The sequence below is a fragment of the Paraburkholderia sp. CHISQ3 genome (assembly GCF_030464945.1).
Lineage (GTDB): Bacteria > Pseudomonadota > Gammaproteobacteria > Burkholderiales > Burkholderiaceae > Paraburkholderia > Paraburkholderia megapolitana.
Genome location: NZ_JALPRG010000003.1, coordinates 104,340 through 128,989, shown reverse-complemented (window position 1 = coordinate 128,989; position 24,650 = coordinate 104,340). Strand labels below are relative to the sequence as shown.

17 protein-coding genes are annotated in these 24,650 nt (G+C 61.9%); 13 read left to right on the top strand and 4 right to left on the bottom strand.

Features of this window, described 5'->3' with window-relative positions; all coding sequences use genetic code 11:
* The first annotated feature begins 148 nt into the window (after positions 1-148).
* The 5 genes from nirB to M0D65_RS07650 are packed head-to-tail and all read left to right on the top strand — an operon-like array spanning position 149 to position 7,426.
* Positions 149-2,581 carry a nitrite reductase large subunit NirB gene (gene nirB, locus M0D65_RS07670; protein ID WP_266252136.1) on the top strand — a complete coding sequence of 811 codons (2,433 nt, stop codon included), beginning with the start codon at positions 149-151 and terminating at the stop codon, positions 2,579-2,581.
* 11 nt (positions 2,582-2,592) lie between these two features.
* A complete protein-coding gene (nirD, locus tag M0D65_RS07665; RefSeq protein WP_266252135.1) occupies positions 2,593-2,922 on the top strand; it encodes a nitrite reductase small subunit NirD in 330 nt (109 codons plus the stop codon).
* 48 nt (positions 2,923-2,970) lie between these two features.
* Positions 2,971-5,661: a nitrate reductase gene (locus tag M0D65_RS07660; protein ID WP_266252134.1), complete on the top strand. Its 2,691-nt coding sequence runs from the start codon at positions 2,971-2,973 to the stop codon at positions 5,659-5,661.
* 27 nt (positions 5,662-5,688) lie between these two features.
* Positions 5,689-6,264 carry an ANTAR domain-containing response regulator gene (locus M0D65_RS07655; RefSeq protein WP_091007173.1) on the top strand — a complete coding sequence of 192 codons (576 nt, stop codon included), beginning with the start codon at positions 5,689-5,691 and terminating at the stop codon, positions 6,262-6,264.
* Between the two features lie 10 nt (positions 6,265-6,274).
* Entirely contained in the window at positions 6,275-7,426 is a 1,152-nt protein-coding gene (locus M0D65_RS07650) for a CmpA/NrtA family ABC transporter substrate-binding protein (protein ID WP_266252133.1), read from the top strand.
* Positions 7,427-7,481: 55 nt separating this feature from the next.
* On the opposite strand, the gene M0D65_RS07645 is transcribed toward M0D65_RS07650, so the two are convergent.
* Positions 7,482-8,105: a histidine phosphatase family protein gene (locus M0D65_RS07645; RefSeq protein ID WP_266252132.1), complete on the bottom strand. Its 624-nt coding sequence runs from the start codon at positions 8,103-8,105 to the stop codon at positions 7,482-7,484.
* A gap of 238 nt (positions 8,106-8,343) precedes the next feature.
* Here M0D65_RS07645 and M0D65_RS07640 point away from each other — a divergent pair, with 238 nt between their 5' ends.
* From M0D65_RS07640 to M0D65_RS07610, 7 genes are all read left to right on the top strand, one after another.
* Positions 8,344-9,240: a fructose bisphosphate aldolase gene (locus M0D65_RS07640; RefSeq protein WP_266252131.1), complete on the top strand. Its 897-nt coding sequence runs from the start codon at positions 8,344-8,346 to the stop codon at positions 9,238-9,240.
* 110 nt (positions 9,241-9,350) lie between these two features.
* Positions 9,351-9,905 (top strand): TetR/AcrR family transcriptional regulator, encoded by a 555-nt coding sequence (locus M0D65_RS07635; RefSeq protein WP_266252130.1) that lies wholly within the window; start codon positions 9,351-9,353, stop codon positions 9,903-9,905.
* Positions 9,906-9,942: 37 nt separating this feature from the next.
* Positions 9,943-10,866: a CPBP family intramembrane glutamic endopeptidase gene (locus M0D65_RS07630; protein ID WP_266252129.1), complete on the top strand. Its 924-nt coding sequence runs from the start codon at positions 9,943-9,945 to the stop codon at positions 10,864-10,866.
* Between the two features lie 411 nt (positions 10,867-11,277).
* Positions 11,278-12,111 carry a class I SAM-dependent methyltransferase gene (locus M0D65_RS07625; RefSeq protein ID WP_266252128.1) on the top strand — a complete coding sequence of 278 codons (834 nt, stop codon included), beginning with the start codon at positions 11,278-11,280 and terminating at the stop codon, positions 12,109-12,111.
* A gap of 454 nt (positions 12,112-12,565) precedes the next feature.
* A complete protein-coding gene (locus M0D65_RS07620) occupies positions 12,566-15,760 on the top strand; it encodes an efflux RND transporter permease subunit (RefSeq protein WP_266252127.1) in 3,195 nt (1,064 codons plus the stop codon).
* Positions 15,750-16,937 carry an efflux RND transporter periplasmic adaptor subunit gene (locus M0D65_RS07615; protein WP_266252126.1) on the top strand — a complete coding sequence of 396 codons (1,188 nt, stop codon included), beginning with the start codon at positions 15,750-15,752 and terminating at the stop codon, positions 16,935-16,937. The genes M0D65_RS07620 and M0D65_RS07615 overlap by 11 nt, the downstream gene beginning before the upstream one ends.
* Positions 16,930-18,426 (top strand): efflux transporter outer membrane subunit, encoded by a 1,497-nt coding sequence (locus M0D65_RS07610; RefSeq protein WP_266252125.1) that lies wholly within the window; start codon positions 16,930-16,932, stop codon positions 18,424-18,426. Before M0D65_RS07615 ends, M0D65_RS07610 begins: the two co-directional genes overlap by 8 nt.
* A 93-nt stretch (positions 18,427-18,519) precedes the next feature.
* Here the strand turns inward: M0D65_RS07610 and M0D65_RS07605 are convergent, their stop codons facing one another.
* Positions 18,520-19,374 carry an oxidoreductase gene (locus M0D65_RS07605; RefSeq protein ID WP_266252124.1) on the bottom strand — a complete coding sequence of 285 codons (855 nt, stop codon included), beginning with the start codon at positions 19,372-19,374 and terminating at the stop codon, positions 18,520-18,522.
* A 342-nt stretch (positions 19,375-19,716) separates the two neighbouring features.
* Between M0D65_RS07605 and M0D65_RS07600 the strand changes: the two genes are divergently transcribed.
* Positions 19,717-21,060 (top strand): hypothetical protein, encoded by a 1,344-nt coding sequence (locus M0D65_RS07600; protein ID WP_266252123.1) that lies wholly within the window; start codon positions 19,717-19,719, stop codon positions 21,058-21,060.
* Between the two features lie 118 nt (positions 21,061-21,178).
* Here M0D65_RS07600 and M0D65_RS07595 read toward each other — a convergent pair whose 3' ends face one another.
* Together M0D65_RS07595 and M0D65_RS07590 are read right to left on the bottom strand one after the other, a co-directional pair.
* Positions 21,179-22,759, bottom strand: coding sequence for a CocE/NonD family hydrolase (locus M0D65_RS07595; RefSeq protein WP_266252122.1), 1,581 nt, complete (start codon positions 22,757-22,759; stop codon positions 21,179-21,181).
* Positions 22,760-23,014: 255 nt separating this feature from the next.
* Positions 23,015-24,649: an AMP-binding protein gene (locus M0D65_RS07590; RefSeq protein WP_266252121.1), complete on the bottom strand. Its 1,635-nt coding sequence runs from the start codon at positions 24,647-24,649 to the stop codon at positions 23,015-23,017.
* Between the last annotated feature and the right edge of the window lies 1 nt (position 24,650).

Sequence of the window (24,650 nt, the reverse complement as noted above, 5' to 3'; positions counted from 1 at the left end):
GCAGCGCTTGCAACGATGCAAGACAGCATGAATCTGGCCGCACCGCGCAACGTACCTGCCGCGTCCGGTCAATCTAGTCGGGCAACGACGTTCGACGTTTGTCGCATCCGCCGCATCGCGTAGCGGAGCGCTCCAACGACGGATCATCATGACTCAACCCCGACTCGTCGTCATCGGCAACGGCATGGCCGGTATCCGCACGCTCGAGGAGCTGCTGGCGATCGCCCCCGGTCACTACGACATCACCGTGTTCGGCGCGGAACCGCATCCGAACTACAACCGCATCCTGCTTTCGCCGGTGCTCGCGGGCGAACAGACCTTCAACGATATCGTGCTCAATCCGCTCGCGTGGTACGAGGAGCATGGCATCCGTCTGCACGTCGGCAAGACCGTCGAGCGCATCGACCGCGTGCGCCGCATCGTCACCGCCAGCGACGGTACCGAAGCCCCCTACGACCGCCTGCTGATCGCCACCGGCTCCGTGCCGTTCATTCTGCCGGTGCCCGGCAACACGCTGAAAGGCGTGATCACCTATCGCGACATTCACGACACGCAATCGATGATCGATGCGGCCACGGTCAAGCGTCGGGCCATCGTGATCGGCGGTGGCTTGCTCGGTCTCGAAGCGGCGAACGGCCTGAAGCTGCGCGGCATGGAAGTAACCGTCGTGCATCTGGCCGACACATTGCTCGAACGTCAGCTCGATGCCACCGCGGGCAAGCTGCTGCAACGCTCGCTCGAAGCACGCGGCCTGCAGTTTCTGCTGAACCGGCAAACCGCCGCGATCACCGGCAACGAAGCCGGTGAAGTGACCGGCGTCAGTTTCAAGGACGGCGAGAACATTCCCGCCGATCTCGTCGTGATGGCCGCCGGCATTCGCCCGAACACGACGCTGGCGGAATCGGCGGGGCTCTATTGCAATCGCGGCATCGTCGTCAGCGATGCGTTGCAGACCTACGATCCGCGCATCTATGCCGTCGGCGAGTGCGTAAGCCATCGCGGTATCGCGTATGGCCTCGTGGCACCGCTATTCGAACAGGCGAAGGTCTGCGCGAACCATCTCGCGCTGATGGGCATCGGCAGCTACAAGGGCTCGGTGCTGTCGACCAAGCTCAAGGTCACCGGCATCGACCTGTTTTCGGCCGGCAATTTCTACGGCGGCGAACACACCGAGGAAATCGTGCTGTCGGACCCCGCGGGCGGCGTCTACAAGAAGCTCGTGATCAAGGACGATCAACTGGTCGGCGCGTGCCTCTATGGCGACACCACCGACGGCGCGTGGTACTTCAAACTGCTGCGCGAAGGCCGCAAGCTCGGCGAGTTGCGCGATCACATCATGTTCGGCGAATCCAGCGTCGGCGATGCGGGCGTGCAGGGTCAAAGCCGCGCCGCTGCGATGGCCGACAGCGACGAAGTGTGCGGCTGCAACGGTGTGTGCAAGGGCACCATCGTCAAGGCAATCACCGAAAAGGGTCTCTTCACACTCGACGACGTGAAGAAGCACACGAAAGCATCGAGCTCCTGCGGCTCCTGCACCGGTCTCGTCGAGCAGATCCTGATGAGTACGGTCGGCTCCAGCTTCCAGGAAACGCCGAAAACGAAGGCGGTATGCAGTTGCACCGATCGCAATCACGGCGAAGTGCGCAAGGCGATCCGCGAACATCATCTGCTGACGCATCGCGCGGTCTACGATTTCCTCGAATGGCGCACGCCGAACGGTTGCGCGACCTGCCGGCCCGCGATCAACTACTACCTGCTGTCCACCTGGCCGCGCGAAGCCGTCGACGATCCGCAAAGCCGTTTCGTCAACGAACGCGTGCACGCCAACATCCAGAAGGACAACACGTTCTCGGTGATTCCGCAGATGAAGGGCGGCGTAACCACCGCCGCGGAACTGCGCCGCATCGCGGACGTCGCGGACAAATACCATGTGCCAATGGTGAAGGTAACGGGCGGCCAGCGCATCGACCTGCTCGGCATCCGCAAGGAGGACCTGCCGCACGTCTGGCAGGACCTCGGCATGAAGTCCGGCCACGCCTACGGCAAATCGATCCGCACCGTGAAGACCTGCGTCGGCAGCGAGTTCTGCCGCTTCGGCACGCAGAACAGCACGCAGATGGGCATCGATCTGGAGACGATGCTTGCGAACATGTGGTCGCCGCACAAGGTCAAGCTCGCGGTGTCCGGTTGTCCGCGCAACTGTGCCGAAGCGGGTATCAAGGACGTCGGCGTAATTGCGGTGGATAGCGGCTGGGAACTGTATGTGGGCGGCAACGGCGGCATCAAGACCGAGGTCGCGCAGTTCCTCGTCAAGGTCAAGACCGCCGACGAAGTGAAGGAATACAGCGGCGCGTTCCTGCAGTTGTATCGCGAGGAAGCGTATTACCTCGATCGCACCGTGCACTACAACGCGCGCGTCGGGCTCGACTACGTGAAGCAGAAGGTGGTCGACGATGCGGCCAACCGCAAGGCGCTCCACGAACGGCTGCTGTATTCGCTCGAAGGATTGCCCGACCCGTGGGAAGCGCGTATCGGCGGCGTGCAGAAGCAGGAATACATTCCGCTGAAAATCGTCGCATGAAGGACGCCTCTATGGATATGCAAGTCACTCACTCATGGACGCGCGTGTGCGACGTGAACGACATTCCGCCGCTCGGTAGCCGCGTGCTCGAGCGTGCCGACGGCAACGTCGCGATTTTCCGCACCGCGCAGAACGCCGTGTTCGCGTTGCTCGATCACTGCCCGCATAAGGGCGGCGCATTGTCGCAAGGTATCGTGCATGGCGAGAGCGTCACGTGTCCGCTGCATGCATGGAATATCGATCTTGCATCGGGTGAGGCAAAAGCGCCGGACGAAGGCTGCGCGCGTCATTTTCCGGTGCGCGTCGATGACGATGGTTCGGTGTTTGTCAGCCTCGCCTGAGCCGCATGAGTACATCATGAACACCGCCCCCATCCGCCCGGAGATCCGATGAAGACTGTCACCCGCTCCACCTGCTGCTATTGCGGCGTCGGCTGCGGCGTGCTGATCGAAGCGGAGGATGGACGCATCACCGGCGTGGCGGGAGACCCTGATCATCCGGCGAATTTCGGCAAGCTGTGCAGCAAGGGCCTGGCGCTCGCGTTGACGGCGCAGAGCGACACTGGCCGTGCGCTGCAACCCGAACTGCGCACGACGCGCGACGCTGCTCGCGTGCCCGTCACGTGGGACACCGCGCTCGATACAGTCGCGCAGCGCTTCACCGATATCGTCGCGCAACACGGTCCGGATGCGGTCGCCTTCTATGTCTCCGGCCAGTTGCTCACCGAAGACTATTACGTCTTCAACAAGCTCGCGAAAGGGTTGATCGGCACGAACAACATCGATACCAATTCGCGGCTCTGCATGTCGAGCGCGGTGGTCGCCTACAAGATGGCGCTCGGCGCCGACGGCCCGCCTACCTGCTACGAAGATCTCGAACATGCGCAGACCGTGCTGTTCGCCGGCAGCAACATGGCCTGGGCGCACCCTGTCCTGTACCGGCGGCTCGAAGAAGCGAAGGCGGCCAACCCTGATGTGCGCTGGATCGTCATCGATCCGCGCCGCACCGACACCGCCGCGATGGCCGATCTGCATCTCGCGATCCAGCCCGGCACCGATGTCGCGCTGTTCAACGGCATGCTGCATCACCTGATCTGGGAAGGGTTGATCGACCGCGAGTTCATCGCTGAGTACACCTCGGGCTTCGACGCACTGAAGACGCTCGTGCGCGATTTCACGCCGCGTGTCGCCGCTGAGATATGCGGCATCGCCGAGCGCGACCTGATGCAAGCGGCCGAATGGTTCGGTGCGAGCGACGCCGCGTTGTCGCTGTATTGCATGGGCCTGAACCAGTCGAGCCATGGCACCGACAAGAACCTCGCATTGATCAACCTGCATCTCGCGACGCGCCAGATCGGTCGTCCCGGTGCAGGCCCGTTCTCGCTGACTGGCCAGCCGAACGCAATGGGTGGTCGCGAAGTGGGCGGCATGGCGACGATGCTCGCCGCCCATCGCGACATCGGCAACCCCGCGCATCGCAGCGAAGTCGAGGCACTGTGGGGGCTCGAAGGCATCCGCACGTTGTCGGACCGGCCGGGGCTGCCGGCCGTCGAACTGTTCGATGCGGTACGCAGCGGCAAGGTCAAGGCGGTCTGGATCGCGTGTACGAACCCGGTTCATTCGATGCCCGACATCGCCCGCGTACGCGAAGCGCTCTCCACTGCCGAATTCGTCGTCGTGCAGGAAGCGTTCATGCAGACCGACACGGTGCCGTATGCCGATGTCGTGTTGCCCGCCGCCACATGGGGCGAGAAGTCGGGCACGGTGACCAATTCGGAGCGGCGCATCTCGCGCGTGCGCGCAGCTGTCCCGCCGGCCGGCGATGCGCGCGCGGACTGGTGGATCGCCGCGCAGGTCGCGCAGCGCATCGAACGGCTGGTTGGCAGCCCGGTGAAACTGTTCGAGCATGCATCGCCGGAAGCGATCTTCGACGAGCATCGTGTGTTGACGAAGGGCCGCGATCTCGACATCGGCGGGCTCGGCTATGCGACGCTCGAAGCACTCGGTCCGCAACAGTGGCCGTTCCCGGACGGCGCGCAAACTGGCGCCGCGCGACGCTACACCGATGCCGTGTTCGCCACCGCCGACGGCCGCGCCCGCTTCCACGCGACGCGCTATCTGCCGGTCGCCGATCCCGTCAACGCGCGCTATCCGTTCCGTCTGCTAACAGGACGTCTGCGCGACCAGTGGCATGGCATGAGCCGCAGCGGACGTACCGCGAAGCTGTTCACGCATGCAAGCGCGCCCGCGTTGAGCATCGCGCGCGGCGACGCAGCCCGGCGTGGTCTGCGTGAAGGCGACCTCGTGCGCGTCGCGAGCCGGCGCGGCAGTCTCGTGCTGCCGCTGCAACTGTCCGACGAACTGCAATCGGGCACCGTGTACGCGCCGATGCACTGGAGCGCGCAGTTTCTCGCGAGTGGCGGCATCAATGAAACGACCGTACCGGCTGTCGATCCGCTGTCCGCACAGCCCGAACTGAAGCACTCGGCGGTGCGCATCGAAGCGGTCGATCTGCCGTGGCGCGCGGTCGCCGTGCGACGCGGCGAAATGCTTGCGATGCAGGCCGCACTGCAACCGTTGCTGGCGGAATGCACTTATGCCGCGCTCGCCGTCGAAGCCGACGATCTGATCGTGCTGCGCGCCGCCAACCTTGCGGCTCCGCCTGGCTGGCTCGAGCGCCTGTACACGGCACTCGACCTCACCACCGGCGACGACACACTCGAATACCGCGACGCGCGGCGCGGCCTTGACAAGCGCGTCGTATGGCGCGACAACATGATCGACGGCTTCGTCATGGCCGGCGATACCGCAAACGCCGACGCATTGCTCGCCGATCTGCGCGAACGCAAGCCGTGGGTCGGCCCGCGTTTCACGGTATTCGCGGCGCGACGCGGCAACACTGCGCCGCGCGAACGCACGGTATGCAGTTGCAAGCAGGTCGGCGAAACGCAGATCAATGCGGCCATCGCACGCGGCGCGGACGTGGCCGAACTGAAAGCGACACTCGGCTGCGGCACAGTGTGCGGCTCATGCGTGCCGGAACTGAAACGGCTATGTGACGCAGCCGCCGTCGCCCATTAATTCTTTACCGACAACGACACACCCTCGATGCTCCGCGTACTGCTCGTCACCGATACCGACAAGCCGATTGGCGATCTGCGCGACACGCTCGCGCGGCTCGGCTACGACATGCTGGCCGGCACCGCGACACCGCAGGCGCTGCATCGTGTGGTGGAAAGCGAACGGCCCGATGTGATCATCATCGATACGGAATCGCCGTCGCGCGACACGCTCGAACAGCTTGCCGTGATGAACGAAACCGCACCGCGCCCGGTGCTGATGTTCAGCAACGATTCGAACCAGCAGTTGATCCGCGATGCAGTCAACGCAGGCGTAACCGCGTATCTGGTCGAAGGACTCGCCACCGAACGCCTGGCTCCCATACTCGAAGTCGCGCTCGCGCGCTTCGCCCAGGAAGCACAACTACGACAACGGCTCGCGCAGGCCGAGAACGAACTGGCCGAACGCAAGCTGATCGATCGCGCGAAACGTCTGCTGATGGATAGCCAGAAGCTCACCGAACCCGCCGCCTACGCCGCACTGCGCAGACTCGCGATGAACCAGGGCATAAAGCTCGCGGAAGTCGCGCGGCAGATCGTCGCCGCGTCCGAGTCGCCCCAATGATGCCCCGCCCATGAACCCATCCACTCCCCTCGCCCCTGCATCCGCCGCGGGCCGGCTCGAGAAAACGCATCTGCGGCTCGGTTTCGTCGCGCTCTCCGATGCCGCCCCGCTCGTCGCCGCGAAGCTGCTCGAATTTGGCCACGCACACGGCCTCACGCTCGAACTGCAGCGCCAGCCTTCGTGGGCCGCGGTGCGCGACAAGCTGCTATCCGGCGATCTCGATGCAGCGCATACGCTGTATGGGCTCGTGTATGGCGTCGAACTGGGCGTCGGCGGTCCGCAGACGGACATGGCCGTGCTGATGGTGCTCAACCGCAACGGCCAGGCAATCACGCTGTCGAACCGCCTCGCCGCCGCGCTCGCCGAACACGGCACGCTGCCGCGGGCGCTCGCGGCGCTTGGCCGCACGCCCGTGTTCGCACATACCTTTCCGACCGGCACGCATGCGATGTGGCTGTACTACTGGCTTGCGGCGCAGGGCGTGCATCCGTTGCGGGAGGTCGACAGTGTCGCGATTCCGCCGCCGCAGATGGTCGCCGCGCTCGCCGAAGAAAAGCTCGACGGATTCTGCGTCGGCGAGCCATGGAATACGCTCGCGCAAACGCGCGAACTCGGCACGACGAACCTCTATACAAGCGAGATCTGGCCGGATCATCCGGAGAAGGTACTCGCATGCCGACGCGATTTCGTGCGGCGTTATCCGAACACCGCGCGTGCGCTCGTGCAGACGATGCTCGAAGCATGTCGCTGGCTCGACGATGCCGGGCATCGGCGGGAGATTGCGGACTGGCTCGCGCGGCCCGAGTTTGTCGGCATCGGTGCAGAGACGATCGCCGCGCGGTTGATCGAAAACGCGCACAGTGAGCGACGCTTGCCGATGCGCTTCTTCGACGGTGGCGCAGTGAATTACCCGCGGCCGTCCGAAGGTGTCTGGTTTCTCACGCAGTACCAGCGCTGGGGCATGATCGACGCGGGCCACGATTTTGCGGCGATCGCGTCGGCGATCAATCAGACTGCGCTATACCGCGAAGCGGCGGCAGGCGTCGGCATCGCCGTTCCCGACGAACGTGCGGCGCCTGTGATGCTCGACGGGCGTGTGTGGGATGCGCGCGATGCGGATGCCTATGCCGCCTATACGACGAGCTTCGACATCCACGCGTAGCGGGCGGGCGCGCTGCGATTGCGCTTCTTGCAAGGACACCCGGTTAAGAACCGCCTCAGGTGGCCAGCACCGGCGGCCGCAGGTTCCATTGACGTATCGCGCGGTTTTCGTGATCGAAACCGAGCACGCTGACAGACGCGGTATCGAGCACAAGATGTGCTCCCAACACAGCCGAGTCCCCCATCCAGCAGCCCGCGAGCACACGCAGAAAGTGCGCGTGCGAGAACAGCGCGATACGTCCATGCATCGTCAGAAGACGCCCAACCAGCGATAGCGCACGCGCCTGAATCTGCTCGAGACTCTCGCCTTCGGGAATCGGCGAACTCCATACGGCCCAGTCCGGTTGCTTCTCGCGAATCTCTTTGGTGGTGCGGCCTTCGTAGATGCCGTAGTCCCACTCGCGCAGATCGGGTTCGCGCTGCATCTGCGCGCCGAGTCCGGCCAGATTGCAGGTTTCGATCGCACGCGACAGCGGACTGGACAGCACCGTATCGAAAGGCTGGGCCGCGACCACCGGAATCAGCGCACGCGCCTGCTCGCGCCCGTGCTCGGTCAACGGCATGTCGGTGCGGCCCGTGTGCTGGCCGGACAGGCTCCATTCGGTTTCGCCGTGGCGGAACAGCCAGATTTCGGGCGGGTGCGTATTGTGTGCGTCGTGTGCGGCTACAGCAGCGTTCATCGAAGCGCTCCGTGAAGTGACGTCGCACCGGACGAACGGCGCGGCGACATCGGGGTGGATTCCTGCAGGGGTGGATTTTACGACGGCAGCGTGAATGCCGCGTGCAAGCCGCAATCCATCCCATCACCGCGTTTCGGCAGAATCGGCCGACAATACCGGTACACTTGTTGCATGAACGTAAAAGGCCCGGATCAGAAGTGCTACTGTCCGGTGTTGGGTTTTGAAAAGGGAAATACTCATGGCCAATGACAGGATGCTTGCGCAAGTTCGTGAAAAACAAGGCTTTATCGCCGCTCTCGACCAGAGCGGCGGCTCGACGCCAGGTGCGTTGAAACAGTACGGCATTCCGGAAAGCGCCTACAACGGCGACGCCGAAATGTTCAAGCTGATGCATGAAATGCGCGTGCGTATCATCACCGCGCCCGCCTTCACCGGCGACAAGATCATCTGCGCCATCCTGTTCGAAGCCACCATGGACGGACAGGTACGCGGCAAACCCGCCCCTTCCTTCCTGTGGGAAGACCGCGGTGTCGTACCGTTTCTCAAGGTCGACAAGGGGCTCGAAGCCGAAGCCGACGGGGTGCGTCTGATGAAACCGAATCCCGGACTCGACGCGCTGCTCGACCGCGCGGCCAGGCTCGGCGTGTTCGGCACCAAGATGCGTTCGGTGATCGGCAAGGCCTCGCCGGCCGGTATCGCCGCAATCGCCGCGCAACAGTTCGAAGTGGGCGCGCAAATCGATGCGCACGGACTCGTGCCGATCCTAGAGCCCGAGGTCACGATCAACATTCCGGACAAGAAAGAAGCGGAAGCGATTTTGATGGCGGAGTTGCTCAAGGGTCTCGACGCGTTGCCGGCTGACCGTCAAGTCATGCTCAAGGTGACGATTCCCGAAGTCGCCGATTTCTATCGTCCACTGATCGACCACCCGCGCGTTGCACGCGTCGTCGCGCTGTCCGGCGGCTACACGCGTACCGATGCCTGCAAGCGCCTTGCGCACAATCACGGCATGATCGCCAGTTTCTCGCGCGCCTTGATCAACGAACTCAGGGAACCGATGAGCGACAGCGAGTTCGATGCGACGCTGGGGGAAGCCGTCGATGAAATTTATCAGGCTTCGGTGGTGAAGGTTTAGTGAGGATCGGTTGAAGATTTAGCGCGCATTTCCCCAGAACGGGCCCGGCAAGCGGGCCCGTTCTGCCACTGCACTTGCATGAAGCAGTCGCTTCATGTAACGTTCGCTTCATGCAACGTAAAGACGAACTCTGCGACAAGGCACTCGAGTATTTCCTTGAACATGGGCTGGCGGATCTGTCGCTGCGCCCGCTCGCCGCCGAGATCGGCAGTAGCTCGCGGCTGCTCATCTACCACTTCGAATCCAAGGAAGGGCTGATCACTACGGTGATGGACGAAGCACGCCTGCGCATCCAGCAGTCGCTTGCGGCACTGATGAGCGAAAGCGATCAATCCGACGGTTTGACGACGGTCTGGAAGTGGGCGACGCATCCGCAAAACAGTCCTTATTTGCGCCTGTTCTTCGAGGTGCAGATGCTCGCGTTGCAAAACCCCACCGACTATGGCCGTTACGTCGAACGTAATTCGTCCAGCTGGCTCGACCTGATCGAAAGCGCCCTTCCGCCGTCAGCCGATCGCCGTGCGAAAGCCACGCTATGCGGCGCCGTAATCGACGGTTTGATACTGGAATATCTGAGTAGTGGCGATCTCGATCGTACGACCGAGGCGCTCGATATTTTTGGGCGAATGCTGAAAGGCCCGAAGCCCGACAAACGTAAATCCTGACAGCACGCTCATCCACTCGACAACGGGACGGCCGCATATGGAAACTGCTGCACTCACAAAACATCGTTCGGTTACATGGTCGTGTTTCAAGGCCATCTGGATGGGGCGAAATGGTTTGCGCGCGGGATGGGCCGTTCTGCTGTTCATGGTTATTTGCGTTGCGGTAGTGGTGGGCGTCGGTCATGTCGCGTACGTGTTACATCATCCTTTGCAACATCGGGGTGAACTTACGCCGGGGCGGCAGATTGTCCTCGATACCGTTCTGATCTGTGCGGTGTTAGTCGCGACCAAAGTCTTGAGTCTGATCGACAGAAAGTCGTGGCTCGATTACGGTTTGCGAGCGCCACATCGTGCAGCGCATTTTGCACAGGGGCTTTTCTGGGGTGTCGTGTTGGTGTCGGGCACGATGGCCGCGCTGGTCCTCTCTGGCGGAGCAAAGATCGAATTCTCCGGGATCGATTTTCATTCACTGATCTCGGCGGCTGCGCTGTGGGCCGTGGTTTTCCTGCTCGTCGCCATCGCCGAAGAACTGACGTGCCGCGGTTACCTGTTTTTCAAGCTGGCAACGGGAACACATCCCCTTGTCGCAACCATTCTCACCTCTTTGCTGTTCGGGGCCGCGCACCTGAGCAATCACGGGGAAAGCATCATAGGACTGATCCAGGCCACCTTGTTCGGACTGGCCGCCTGCGTTGCCGTGTGGCGCACAGGTTCGCTCTGGTGGGTAATCGGCGTACATGCAGCATGGGACTGGAGCGAATCCTTTTTGTTCGGTACCGCGAACAGCGGCGGATCAATCGTCGGCAATCATTTTCTGATTACCCGCGCGATCGGCCCCGACTGGTTGAGCGGCGGTTCCACCGGTCCCGAAGGAAGTCTGCTGATGTTTCCTGCGATGTTCCTGGTGGCGCTCATCGCTCTGCGCACCTTACCTTCACGCCACCAGCAAACGACAGGCTAAAAACCGCGAAAAATTCGCGACCTCGAAGATTCAAGCGCTTCACACGCGTTGCAATCCTCATCTGAAACAATCTCCGGAACATCTCCGACACGTATCGCATCCACGATGTGCGCAGGCGTACAGATACGCCTGCGCTGCGTGCGTTAAATCTCGGTCATGCCCGTCGTATACGGCCCGCAGTCCGCTGCGCCGGCTGTATGGGTGGAGGAGACCAGAGCGAACTTCGACGAACCTGTAGTCTCGCGAAGCCATCGCACGAGAATGACAACCGGGTCCTGTCGTTGCCGACAGTCGCCGCGCTCGCTCGTCCCGTATTCGACGATCGGGTTGGCACCGTCGATGAACTTGCAGTTCGAGTTCCGTGCGCAAGCGGCACGCAAAACGACAAGGTCCCGACGGAGGAGCATGTCGATGAGCATCCGCCCGCCGCTCGACCGGATCAACCGGCGCGCGTGGAACTCACGCGATGCATTGCGTGAGTTCACCCGCAGCAAGACATGGACCGACCCGGGCGAACAAGCCGCCTTCGCCCGGGTCGCCGCGGAGTGTCGCGATCAACCGCTGCTCGACATCGGCATCGGTGCAGGCCGCACGATACCGCTGATGATGCAGATATCGTCCGACTACACCGGTATCGACTACACAGCCAGGCTGCTCGAGCAGTCGCGTGTTCGCTTCCCTGCTGCGAGGCTGTTCCACATGGACGCGCGCGACATGTCAAAGCTGCCGTCCAACCATTACGCGCTCACGACGTTCAGCTGGAACGGCATCGACTGCGTGACCGGCGAAGACCGCTTGTTGATCCTGCGGGAGATGTCGCGTGTCACGCGGCCCGGCGGCCTGATGCTGTTTTCGAGCCATAACCGCGATGGCCCCGGATTTCGCCAGAACATCTGGCAGCTGATGCCGCGCTTTACACCGAACCCGTTACGTTACGGCTGGCGGATTCTGCGCACGCTAAGAACCTTTCCGCCCGCCACCTGGAACTACCTGCGGCACGTGCGCTTTCATCGCGATTACCCGGGGTATTCGATCAGAACCGCGGCCGCACACGACTTCGGTATCTTGATCGTCTATACGACGTTGGCTGAACAACAGCGCCAGCTCAGATCGCTTGGTCTCACCATCGAAGCCGTGTTTGGAAGCAGCGACGACCAGCCTGTCACTGACGACACGCCAACCGGCGACGTATGGTGGTTTCATTTCATCGCTCGCAAGCCGCACGGCTTACCTCACACAGTCTGAAGCGCTCAGGTTCGATCGCATATCACTCGCGCCCTGCCGCGCTCCCAGCGCGAAAAAAATGATTGAGTTAGCATCACTCGTCCTGTTCGTGATGCGCGGTGCGCTGCAAGCTTTCCGCCGTTTGTGTACATTCGCGCTTCGCGTCACTGCACCGTTGTCTTCCTTGTCGAGAACGATTGCAAAAGGCTTCTGATGTGCTGAAACCGTAAGATCCAAGAAAGAATTCGCGCGGACCTGCGTGCGGCTGAAACTGCGTACGAAACCACTGACGGCAACCTGACAACCATGCGGAGTCCGTAGCAAAAACGGACACCGGGGCAGGCTTGCCGGAGCGGAAACGATCTCATACGGCCACCCACCCCCGCCTTCAATCTCACCCTGACCCGCTTGAGTGACGCCTCACGCCAGCCAGTGCGGGATACCGCTTCGATCGACCCCAAGCTCTGGAATTCCAATGCTCGCCCTGGTACGTATCGCCCTTTCCCGACCGTACACGTTTGTGGTCCTGGCGATCTTCATTCTGATCATCGGCGTTCTTTCCGCATTGGGAACGCCGACCGACATCTTCCCTGACATCCGCATCCCGGTGATCAGCGTCGTGTGGCAATACACGGGTCTGCCGCCGGACCAGATGGCCGGCCGGATCACGTCGCCGTACGAACGCGTGCTCACGACCACCGTGAACGACATCCAGCACATCGAAGCGGAATCGGTGAACGGCTTCGGCATCGTCAAGATCTTCTTCCAGCCTGGCGTGAACATCAGCACGGCGAATGCGCAGGTGACCGCGGTGTCGCAAACTATCCTGCGCCAGTTACCGCCCGGCAGCACGCCGCCGCTAATCCTCAACTACAACGCGTCGACCGTGCCGATCATCCAGCTTGCGCTGTCGGGCGCGGGCCTCTCCGAGCAGAATCTCGGCGACCTTGGGTTGAATGCGTTGCGTCCGCAGCTCGTCACCGTGGCCGGGGCGGCGATTCCTTACCCGTTTGGCGGCAAGACACGCCAGGTCCAGATCGATGTCGACCCGGCGGCGCTACAGGCACACGGTCTGTCCGCGCAGGACGTCGCGAACGCGCTGGCTGGGCAAAACCTGATCACACCGGTCGGCACGGAGAAGATCGGCGACCACGAATACGTGCTGCAACTGAACAACGCGCCCTCCGCGATCAAGGCGCTCGGCGACCTGCCGATCAAGACCGTCAACGGCACCGTCGTGTATATCCGCGATGTGGCAAGTGTGCTGGACGGTAGCCCGCCGCAGACCAACATCGTTCATGTGAACGGTCACCGCTCGGTGCTGATGTCCGTGTTGAAAAACGGCTCGGCGTCTACGCTCGGGATTATTTCCGGCATCAAGGACCGCCTGCAGATCGCGAAGCAGTCGCTACCCGATAACCTGCGGATCGATCCGATCGGCGACCAGTCGCTGTTCGTGCGGGCAGCTATCAGCGGTGTGGCGCGCGAAGGCGTGATCGCTGCCGCGCTGACGAGCCTGATGATCCTGCTGTTCCTCGGCAGCTGGCGCTCGACGGTCATCATCGCCACCTCGATCCCGCTCGCCATTCTCGGTTCGATTGCAACGCTGTCGGCGCTCGGCGAAACGCTCAACATCATGACGCTCGGCGGGCTCGCACTAGCGGTCGGGATTCTTGTCGACGATGCGACCGTCACGATCGAAAACATCAACTGGCACCTCGAACAAGGCAAGGCGGTCGAGCCTGCCATTCTCGACGGCGGTGCGCAGATCGTCACACCGGCCTTCGTGTCGCTGCTGTGCATCTGCATCGTGTTCGTACCGATGTTCTTCCTGAACGGCGTCGCGCGTTTCCTGTTCGTGCCGATGGCGCAGGCAGTGATCTTTGCGATGGTGTCGTCGTTCATCCTGTCGCGCACGCTGGTCCCGACGATGGCGAAGTTCCTGCTGCATCCGCATAGTCTCGACGAAGACACCCACGAGACGAAACGCCCCGGTCCGCTCGCGCGCTTTCAGCGTGGCTTCGAAGCGCGCTTCGAGAAAGTCCGCGACGGCTATCACGGCTTCCTCGCACTCGCGTTGCGTCATCGCCAGCCGTTCGTCAGTTGCTTCCTTGGTTTCGTGCTGCTGTCGTTTGCGCTGGTGCCGTTTCTTGGGCGCAACTTCTTTCCATCGGTCGACGCGGGACAGATTCTTCTGCACGTGCGTGCTCCGGTCGGCGTGCGCGTCGAAAAGACCGCCGAAATCTTTGCGGACGTCGAGGCATCGATCCGTCAGATCATCCCGCCATCGGAACTCGGCACGGTAGTCGATAACGTCGGACTGCCCGTCAGCGGGATCAATCTTGCCTACAACAACACCGGCACGATCGGCTCGCAGGACGGCGACATCCAGATCGCACTGAAAGAAGACCACCGGCCGACCGCCGACTACGTCCGCGAAATGCGCGCGAGACTGCCGCGCGAATTCCCGGGCGTCACGTTCTCGTTCCCGCCGGCGGACATCATCAGCCAGATCCTGAACTTCGGTTCTCCCGCACCAGTCGATCTGCAGATTCGCGGCAACAATCTGGCCGGTAACTTCACCTACGCGAACCGCGTGCTGCGCGAGATTCGCCGCGTGCCGGGCGTAGTCGACGCGCGGATTCAGCAATCGCAAGGCAGTCCGACCTTTAACGTCGACGTCGACCGAACCCGCGCGCAGTTGCTCGGCATCGCCGAACGCGATGTCACCAACAGCCTCGTGGTGAATCTGGCCGGTTCGAGTCAGGTCGCACCGACGTTCTGGTTGAATAATGACAACGGTGTGTCGTACCCGATCGTGATGCAAACACCGCAATACAGCCTCGATTCGCTCTCGTCGCTACAGAACCTGCCGATTACCGCCGGCTCGCAAGGTACGCCGCAGATTCTCGGCGGCCTCGCGACTGTTCAGCGGACCATCAGCAACGCGGTGGTGAGCCAGTACAACATCCAGCCGATGGTAGAAATCTTCGCGACCACCCAGGATCGCGATCTGGGCGCGGTCGCCTCCGACATCCAGCGCATCGTGGCGCAAAACGCCCAGGCGCTGCCAAAGGGTTCGTCGATCGCGCTGCTCGGCCAGGTACAGACGATGAACAGCGCGTTCGGCGGCATGCTGTTCGGCCTGCTCGGTGCGGTCGTGCTGATCTACCTGATCATCGTGGTCAACTTCCAGTCGTGGGCCGATCCGTTCGTGATTGTCACGGCGTTGCCAGCGGCGCTTGCTGGCATCATCTGGATGTTGTTCGCCACTCACACCACGCTCTCGGTGCCGGCGCTGACCGGGGCGATCATGTGTATGGGTGTGGCGACGGCCAATTCGATTCTCGTGGTCAGTTTTTGCCGCGAACGTCTTGCCGTGCATGGCGACGCATTTCAGGCTGCGCTCGAGGCCGGTTTCACGCGCTTCCGCCCCGTGCTAATGACCGCGCTATCGATGATCATCGGTATGGCGCCGATGGCCCTCGCGCTCGGCGAAGGCGGCGAACAGAATGCACCGCTTGGCCGCGCCGTGATCGGCGGTTTGATTTTTGCCACCACCGCATCGCTACTTCTGGTTCCAGTGATTTTCTGCATCGTCCATTCGCGCCCTGGGCGCGCAACTGCTACCCCGGCAATTGCTACGGGAGGTCCTTCACATGCCGTCTGAACCCGTTATTGCCCAACCCGTGTCGCGACGCACGATACGTTTGATTGCCGTAACTGGCATCGCGGTCGCTGTGATCGTGGTCGTATCGGGCGTCGCAGTGCGCGCGGTCGGTGCGCGCGATCTTAGAACCTGGACCAGCGAACAAACGGTGCCGACCGTCAACCTGGTCCAGCCGAAAGCTGCAGCGAGTGGCTCGACGCTCGATCTGCCGTCGCGCCTCGAAGCATTTTCGCGCGCGCCGATCTTTGCGCGAGTCAGTGGTTATCTGAAGTCGTGGGACGTCGATATCGGCGGCCAGGTGAAGGCCGGCCAGTTGCTCGCGGTGATCGAGTCGCCCGAACTCGACCAGCAATTGATCCAGGCCCGCGCCGATCTCGCCACTGCTCAGGCCAATGCCGCGCTGGCCGCGACAACGGCGAAACGCTGGCAGGCGCTGCTCGGCACCGACTCGGTTGCCAAACAGGATGTCGACGATCGTACCGGCGACTATGCCGCGAAAAAGGCGGTCGTCGCCGCTGCGCAGGCCAACGTCGAACGACTGGTGGCAACCAAAGGTTTCGAGCGGATCATCGCGCCGTTCGACGGCACCGTGACCTCACGCGACACCGACATCGGCGCGTTGATCAACGCCGGCAGTGGTGGCGTAGGGCAGGAGTTGTTTACCGTCTCCGATGTGAAGCAGTTGCGCGTGTATGTGCAGGTTCCGCAGAACTATGCGCCTATCGTTCAGGTCGGCACGGTGGCTACGCTGAACGTGCCCGAGTACCCGGGGCAACACTTCACGGCGCGGGTGATTGCATCGGCCAATGCCGTGAACGCAAGCTCGGGCACGACGCTCGTCCAGTTGCTGGTCGACAACAGTAACGGCAAGCTGATGCCGGGCGGCTTCGCGAGCCTGCAGTTCAAGCTGCCCGTGCAAGCCGATGCCGTACGGATTCCGGCGAGCGCGCTGGTGTTCGATGCGCGCGGCCTTAGGGTCGCAACTGTCGATGCGAACAATCACGTCGCGTTCAAAACTGTCACGATCAGCCGAGACTTCGGCGATGCGGTCGAGATCGGTTCAGGGCTCACTGCTGCCGATCGCGTGATCGATACGCCGCCCGATGGCTTGATCGACGGCGACAGCGTAAAGGTGGCCGCGGCGACCGCCACGAGCAAGGCGGTGAAAAATGGCTAGCCCGCCGCGTGCGACAACGAGCGTAGCGACCTTGCTCGTCGGGTCGCTTACGCTTCTTGCACTCGCTGCCTGCTCGCTCGCGCCGGACTACAAGGTGCCGCCTTCGCCTATCGCCGCTCAGTACAAGACCATTGGCCCATGGATCAGCGCACAACCCGCCGATCAGTTGAGCCGCACCGGCTGGTGGAAGATCTACGGCGATACGCAACTCGACGATCTCGAACAGCGCCTGCTCGAAAACAACACGGATCTCGCCGCGGCGCTCTCGCACTATCAACAGGCGCAGGCGTTCGTCGACCAGGTGTCGTCGGCGCTTTATCCGAAGCTCAGTGCGAGTGCCGTTCCGCAGCGCGACCGTCAGTCGGATAACCGGCCGCTGCGCTCGGGTGGTCCGAATGATTACAACTCGGTCACGTTAGGCGGCGAAGTCGATTACGACCTCGATCTGTGGGGACGGGTGCGCGATTCGGTGGCGGCGGGCAAGGACGAAGCGCAGGCGTCGAAGGCCGACCTCGCGTCGGTCCAGTTGAGCCTGCAGGTGCAGCTCGCGGACAACTACATCCGGATTCGCGGTCTCGATCAGCAGACGGAATTGCTGACTGAAACCGTGAAGGCTTTTGCACAGGCGCTGCAACTCACGCAGACCCGACACGGTGGTGGCATCTCGTCGGGCCTCGATGTGTCGCGTGCGCAGACGCAGCTGTCATCGGCAAAATCGCAGTTGTCGCAAAACCTGGCACAGCGTGCGCTGATTGAACATGCAATTGCCGTGCTGGTGGGCGCGTCGGCTTCCGAGTTCACGCTCGCGGAGCAGACCACGCCGATCCAGTTGCCGGTGATACCCGCGGGCGTGCCTTCTACGTTGCTGCAACGCAGACCCGATATCGCCGCCGCCGAACGCCGTGTCGCGGAGGCCAACGCAAAGATCGGTGTTGCGCGGGCTGCGTATTTTCCTTCGATCACGTTGAGCGCACAGGGCGGTGTGCAGAGTTCGCAGTACGCGCAGTTGCTTACCGCACCGAATTTTCTGTGGGCGATCGGTCCACAGCTTGTGCAGTATGTTTTTGACGGCGGTTTGCGGAAGGCACAGCTAAAGGAAGCGAAAGAAGCCACTGCCGAAGCTGGGGCGCGATATAGAGGTGTCGTGCTGTCGGCGTTCCAGCAGATCGAGGACAATCTTTCGCTGCTCGCGGATCTGGGCACGGCACTTGGACAGCAACGCGATGCCGCCGATGCCGCGCAGCATTCGGTGGATCTTGCGTTGAATCTGTACAAGCAGGGAGCGGTCGGGTACCTCGACGTCGTGCAGGCGCAGACCGCGGCGCTCGACGCGCAAAGAAGCGTACTGGATGTGCAGACGCGCCAGTTAAGCGCGAACGTGCAGCTGATTCATGCGCTGGGCGGTGGGTGGTCCAGCGAGGAACTGGCTAGCTCCAGCGCCGCGCCCGAGTTGGTAAACGCCAGCGGAGGCGAAGCGAAGACGAATTGATGGTGTCTTCGCTTCACCTCCGCCCCCGCTGGCGTTCTCGCGTTGTTGCGCCGCTATGCGATCAGGCATCCCGGCTCACGCTTCTTACATCTCTTACGCTTCGTCTTGCGGGAAATCCGCGCCTACTGTCGTCGCTTCCCACGTATCGAAATCGTGACGCAGCAGGTCGAGCTTCTTGCGCGCGAGTTCGAGCGCCATCTTGCCGAGCAGCAGACGCAACGGCGGCGTATCGGAGAGCGCCGCATCGATGATCGCCTGCGCGGCACGCACCGGATCGCCAGGTTGATTGCCGCTACGCGCCTCGGTCTGCTTGCGGCGCTCGCCGGCAGTCGCGCTGTAGTCGGCGATCTGCGTTGCCGACTGCTTGATCGACGGTCCTGCCCAGTTGGTACGAAACGCGCTGGGTTCGACGATCAGCACGTCGATACCGAGCGGTTTCACTTCCTGTGCGAGCGATTCGGAGATCCCTTCCACCGCGTACTTGGTGCCGTGGTAGTAGCCGGTCGCGGCGAAACTCGTCAGACCGCCAATCGACGAAACGTTGACGATGATGCCGCTTTTCTGCGCGCGCATCGTCGGCAGTACGGCCTTCGTCATGTCGACGAGACCGAATACGTTGGCTTCGAACATCTCGCGCACGGCGTCGTCTTCGCCTTCCTCGATCGCGGCGAGATAGCCGTAGCCGGCGTTGTTGACGAGCGCGTCGATACGGCCAAAGCGCGAGATTGTCTGTGCGACGGCGTGCTCGATCTGCTCGCGTTTCGTCACGTCGAGCGGCAGCACGAGCGCCTGGTCTTCATACTCGCGGACAATGTCCTGCACCTTCGATTCGTCGCGCGCCGTGACGACCGCACGCCAGCCGCGTGCCAGCACGAGTCTGGCGAGTTCGCGACCAAAACCGGTCGAGCAGCCGGTGATCAGCCAGACGGGATTGTTTCGGTTCATCATGGGAAAGACTCCTGTTCGTGTGACGGCGACGCTGGGTCGCGGGTCGGATCAGTCGGGCGGCGGGTGTCTGGCGATACATGCCTGACGTTTGGGGGTGCCATGGCCGCTTGAGGCCAGACGCATATCGTAGGCCGCGGGGGGCCCGCGGGGAATACCCGAATGTCTTGAAGGTTTGCCGGATTCTCGCAAACGAAGCGGGTTCGGCGCGATAACACACTGTCCGTCTCGTTAGCGACTCGAGCACTTCGCATATCTTTCCAGGCTTTCGCTCAATTGCCACAGGTGGCGCGCCAGTAACGTAGGCTCACCGCTGTTCGTCGCAACTACATAGGAACTACTTTCATGGTCAAGAACGACGGTGTACGAGGGGTGGCGTCGTGGACCCTCGGCATGGCTACCGAGCAGATTCAGAATGCCGCCAGACTGGTCAAGGAAACCGGCTTGTCCAAGGCGCTAGTCCGTACTGCGGAGCTTAGTGGCTTGCCGGATAGCCCGATTGCACGGGCAGCAACATCGGCGTTACGTCTCCCCCTGGATAAGCTCAAGTTGCTTCGTCCACCACAGGCCGAGGTTTCTGCCGACGTTCCAGATTTACCACGAGAGATCCTGGATAACATCGCCGATCACCTTGATCGCAAGACACTGTCGGATTTTGCGCTCGGCAGTTCTCAGTTTGCGCAGGTGGCGGGCGGCGCGGTCCGCGATCTCACGTTCAATAGCCCGGACAAATTGCGGAAGGACATGGCCTCTCTGGCCGATGAACACCAGTCACGTTTCTCGCAACGAGGTCTGCACAGTCTGACGCTTACGCACGGACGATACGATTCGAAAGATCTGGACGCAATCCCGGAGTGGGCGCGCGCATCGATTCAGTCGCTCGTGCTGGAACGTCCCTTAGCCGAGGATGGCTGGCCCCTTCTTGAGAATTTCCCGAAACTGCGCGAAGTCAAGGTGCTGCATTCGGAGGGGTATGGAGAGGCCGACCTGGCGCGCCTGCCGAAATCCCTGGCCAGGCTCCATCTGCGCATGCCGGCCACAGAGGAAGTTCTGGATCAGCTCAAACAGTTCCCTGGGTTGAAGGAGATCGAAGTAACGATGGCGCATGGATCTCGTCTGGACGATGTCCTGGAACAATTCGGCCTTTCTGGGTCCAGCGCTGAAGACACAGAAGTAAAGGACACGCAACATGATGGCGTCAGCTCGCTCCGTAACATCAGGATGACCGCCTTGACGTTCCAGCATGGTCAGTCTTTCGTGGAATCGGACATCGCAAAGTTACCTGCCTCTTTGCGCGAACTAACGCTACCGTGGCAATGCCAATTGTCGACGACCGCGTTCAAACAGCTCGGAGGCATCCGGCTGCAATCACTCGATGTCAGCCAGTCTCCCAATCTCTCGGGCGCTTCGCTCCAGGCAGTTCTGCAACATCCGACCCTCAGACGATTTCGGTCTGCCGCCTCGAACCTGACAGCCAGCGACGCGAAGGAAATCGCGGCTAGCCCCAGACTGCAGGAAGTCGAGCTGCCTTACAACGACAGGATTGGCGATGACGGTATCAAGTCGCTCCTCGCCAACACCCGCATCAATGTCCTCAACATCGCACGATGCGGTGGGAGCGATCGCTTATTGATGGATCTAGCCAGGAAGGCGCCGCCTCATCTGGAAGACCTGACGCTGATGGGTTGACTGGCAACCGGGTTGCTCGGTCACGGATTTTTCTGAGAAGCTGGGCGCCCGTTTTCCTGTCATCCGCCTTCAAACGTTTTATGAAGGGCCGCTCAACGGGTCGAGCGGCCCGCAACGACTAATGCAGCGGCACCGTCAACGTCGACGGATCGCCCTGCGGCGAACTGAACGACACGACGCCGCCAGCCTGAGTCACACCGGCATAGCGAAAATCGACAGTGCCGATCACGAGCACCAGTTGATTGCCTGCCGGAATATTCCAGCTATTCGCTTCGAGACGGACATCGACCGGCACGGCGAGGTTCGGTGTGGCGTTACGCAGCGTGTACGGTTTGTAGGAAACCAGTTGCCCGTTACCGTATCCATCGACGCTGTACAGGTAAGCATAGAGCGACGTGTTCGCCTGGCTCGGCGTTACCGTCACATGCAGCATCGACATACCGTCGAGACGTTGTGCAATCGCAAGCTTAGGCCCTGCCCAAACACCCGCACCCAGACGCGATACGAGCGGAATCAATGCGGCCGGCGGTTGACCCAGCGATTGCAGGAAGCCGGACACCTCGACGATGCCTGACGACGCCACCGTCGGAAGCGCGGTAAAGATCGACGAATTCCAGCCCGTGCTCGCCGACGAAGCCAGTTGCCCGGTCGGCAGCAGCAGCCCTCTAGGTCCGCCGAGATAGTAGTGCGTCGCCCCCGCCTGTACCGCAGACCAGTTGGCATAGCCGTGCCAGACGTTATCCTGCGAGCGCAGCTTCACGACCGGTTCTTTCTCGACACCGTTCTGCACACCCTTCAGATAACGATCGAACCAGCGACCGACCGCCGTATAGACGTCGTTGGGCAAACCGAGCGCACCGGGCACTTCCGCGGTCGCATGATCGCCCTGGCTGAACATCATCTGCTTCGGATTCTTGATGTTCTGGAAGAGATCCACCAGTTGTCCCGGCGGAAACAGCCCATCGTCGAACGAGTTCGCGACCAGGATCGCAGCGCCGTTCGCGTTGAGCTTCGATACGTCGGATGCCGGGCTGCGGATCGCATTGTCCGGTGTCATCGAGGTCACGATCGCGTCGTAATTGCCGGCCAGCAGGTCGGCATCGACCGAAGCGAGTAGCGGCCCCGCACGCCCGGTCACCGCGCCGCCCAGGCCCAGAACAGCGAGGGCCTGCGCGCTCGGTGTGCGGTTGGCATCGAGTGCGGCAAGCAGATCGGCCCAGGTGCTGAGCGATGCGACTGCCTTGATTCGCGGATCACGTTCGGCAGCTAGCAAGCCGAGACCCGCTCCGTACGAGATGCCCGACACGCCGATCGCTTTCGGATTCGCCGGCGTATTGACCAGCGCCCAGTCGATCACCGCGCTCACGTCCTTGACCGTGTCCGGTCCGGCAATATCGATCGAGCCTTGCGAATCGAAGAAACCGCGCGACGTATAGCTCACGACGACATAGCCGTTAGAGGCCATTTCCGCGCCGCGTCCCACGTATTCCAGATTCGGCGCGCCCCAGCTTGCCGGCATGACCACAAGCGGAAACGGACCGCTACCCTGCCCCTGCGGAAGCAACACAACCGCCCCTAACTGCGTTCCATCCCAACTTGCAATGCGTTGATACGTTGCCGAAAAAGTTGCAGCCCAGACCGGCGACGCAAACATCAGCGCCACCGTCCAGGCTGCCAGATACCTCGTGAATTGACGCATGTCTCGCTCCGTGTTCCAGATCGTTGATCGATGCTACGGGCTATGTTTTTTCTAAAGAGTCTGTCTCTTGCACAAATGCGGCATGAATGCGGATACGCGGCTCGCCCGCATTCAAGATGCGGTGTTCGAGCCATTCCCCGACCTCCCTGAGCCTGGGTCCTGCGCGTTATTCGATTTTCGAGTTTTTATCGGCCGGTTTTTCCGGTCTGATTTTTAGAGCTTTGATATTTATGCTTTAGCCGGGTATCGGTGCGATCAGCTTGTGTGCCGAAGCTCGCGCCGCAAAATCTTGCCGACTGTCGACTTGGGAAGCGCATCGACGAAGGTAACGAACTTGGGGATCTTGTAGGCCGCCAGTTCGCCGCGGCAATATTCGATGACCTGTTCTCCGGTCAATTCGCTACCGGAAGATCTGACGACAAAGAGCCTTACCGCTTCGCCCGTTTTCTCGTTCGGCTCGCCAACGCACGCACACTCCGCTACACCTGGGCACGCAGCAGCGACCGCCTCGACCTCATTCGGATAGACGTTGAATCCGGACACGATGATCATGTCCTTCACGCGATCGACGATCTTGAGAAAGCCCTGCGGATCGAATACGCCGATGTCGCCGGTACGGAAGTAACCGTCGGCCGTGAATGCCGCGCGGTTCGCTTCCGGCTGGTTCCAGTAGCCGCTCATCACCTGCGGCCCCTTCGCGCAGATTTCTCCCGACTCGCCGAGCGCGGCCTCGCTGCCGTCGGCGCGCAGCAATTTGATATCGGTGGAAGGCAGCGGCAAGCCGGCGGTGCCGTTGAATGCGTCGATGAAGACCGGGTTGAAAGACAGAACGGGACTGGTTTCCGACAGCCCATAACCTTCGCGGATAAAGCTCCCCGTGATCTCCTGCCAGCGTGCCGAAGTCGTCGCGATGATCGCGGCTCCACCGCCACCCGACAGACGCAACTGCGAGAAATCGATGTCCTTCAGGCCAGGATGCATCACGAGCGCGTTGTACAACGTGTTGACGCCCATGATGCAGGTCATTCTGGAGTCGCGCAGTGCACCGATCAACTCGTTCGGATCGCGCGGATTGGCCACGAGCCAGTTGTCCGCGCCGATCGAGAAGAAGGTGATGAAATTCACCATCAACGCGAAGATGTGATACAGCGGCAACGCGGTGACGATCACTTCCTGCCCGGGGCGCATCGCCCCCGGCATGAACACCTTGAACTGTTCGGTATTGGCCACGAGGTTGCGGTGCGTCAGCGCAGCGCCTTTCGATAGCCCCGTCGTGCCACCCGTGTACTGGAGGAACAGCAGATCGTCGCCGGATGTATCGACGGGCTTGAACGGCAACGCGGCACCTGCGGCAAGCGCGTCGCGAAACGCGATCGTCGTGTTCAGCCGTGCATCCACAGCCGGTGCAGGCAGATTGACCGACGTACCGTCACCTGGGCCGACGGTCAGGATCGTCTTGAGGCCGACCTTGTCCTTGACCTCGGCGATGACACTGGTGCTTCCCGTGAAGACGACGATCGTTTCGACGCCCGCGTCCTTGAGTTGATGCTCAAGTTCTCGCGGCGTGTAGAGCGGATTGACATTCACCTGCACGGCGCCCGCACGGATGATGCCGAGAAACGCGATCGGAAAGGCAAGCAGGTTCGGCGTCATGACGGCGACGCGATCGCCTTTTTTGATGCCTAGTGTGCCTTGCAGATAAGCAGCGAAATCGCGCGACAGCCGGTCGATGTCGGCGTAAGTCAGCGTGTTGCCGAACGAACGGAAGGCGGGCAGATCCGCAAACCTGCGCATCGCGCCTTCCAGCATATGCGTGACCGACGGATAAGCGTCGGCGTCGATCTCAGATGGAATATCGCCGTAACTGGCCACCCAGTGTCTGCTGTTCAAA

Bases quoted from the DNA above. Each gene is read 5' to 3' on its own strand.
- M0D65_RS07615 (WP_266252126.1), top strand. From the start codon at position 15,750: ATGCCGTCTGAACCCGTTATTGCCCAACCCGTGTCGCGACGCACGATA.
- M0D65_RS07650 (WP_266252133.1), top strand. From the start codon at position 6,275: ATGAACCCATCCACTCCCCTCGCCCCTGCATCCGCCGCGGGCCGGCTC.
- M0D65_RS07625 (WP_266252128.1), top strand. From the start codon at position 11,278: ATGAGCATCCGCCCGCCGCTCGACCGGATCAACCGGCGCGCGTGGAAC.
- M0D65_RS07600 (WP_266252123.1), top strand. From the start codon at position 19,717: ATGGTCAAGAACGACGGTGTACGAGGGGTGGCGTCGTGGACCCTCGGC.
- M0D65_RS07640 (WP_266252131.1), top strand. From the start codon at position 8,344: ATGGCCAATGACAGGATGCTTGCGCAAGTTCGTGAAAAACAAGGCTTT.
- M0D65_RS07635 (WP_266252130.1), top strand. From the start codon at position 9,351: ATGCAACGTAAAGACGAACTCTGCGACAAGGCACTCGAGTATTTCCTT.
- M0D65_RS07620 (WP_266252127.1), top strand. From the start codon at position 12,566: ATGCTCGCCCTGGTACGTATCGCCCTTTCCCGACCGTACACGTTTGTG.
- M0D65_RS07610 (WP_266252125.1), top strand. From the start codon at position 16,930: ATGGCTAGCCCGCCGCGTGCGACAACGAGCGTAGCGACCTTGCTCGTC.
- M0D65_RS07630 (WP_266252129.1), top strand. From the start codon at position 9,943: ATGGAAACTGCTGCACTCACAAAACATCGTTCGGTTACATGGTCGTGT.
- M0D65_RS07660 (WP_266252134.1), top strand. From the start codon at position 2,971: ATGAAGACTGTCACCCGCTCCACCTGCTGCTATTGCGGCGTCGGCTGC.
- M0D65_RS07655 (WP_091007173.1), top strand. From the start codon at position 5,689: ATGCTCCGCGTACTGCTCGTCACCGATACCGACAAGCCGATTGGCGAT.
- M0D65_RS07605 (WP_266252124.1), bottom strand. From the start codon at position 19,374: ATGATGAACCGAAACAATCCCGTCTGGCTGATCACCGGCTGCTCGACC.
- nirB (WP_266252136.1), top strand. From the start codon at position 149: ATGACTCAACCCCGACTCGTCGTCATCGGCAACGGCATGGCCGGTATC.
- nirD (WP_266252135.1), top strand. From the start codon at position 2,593: ATGGATATGCAAGTCACTCACTCATGGACGCGCGTGTGCGACGTGAAC.
- M0D65_RS07595 (WP_266252122.1), bottom strand. From the start codon at position 22,759: ATGCGTCAATTCACGAGGTATCTGGCAGCCTGGACGGTGGCGCTGATG.
- M0D65_RS07645 (WP_266252132.1), bottom strand. From the start codon at position 8,105: ATGAACGCTGCTGTAGCCGCACACGACGCACACAATACGCACCCGCCC.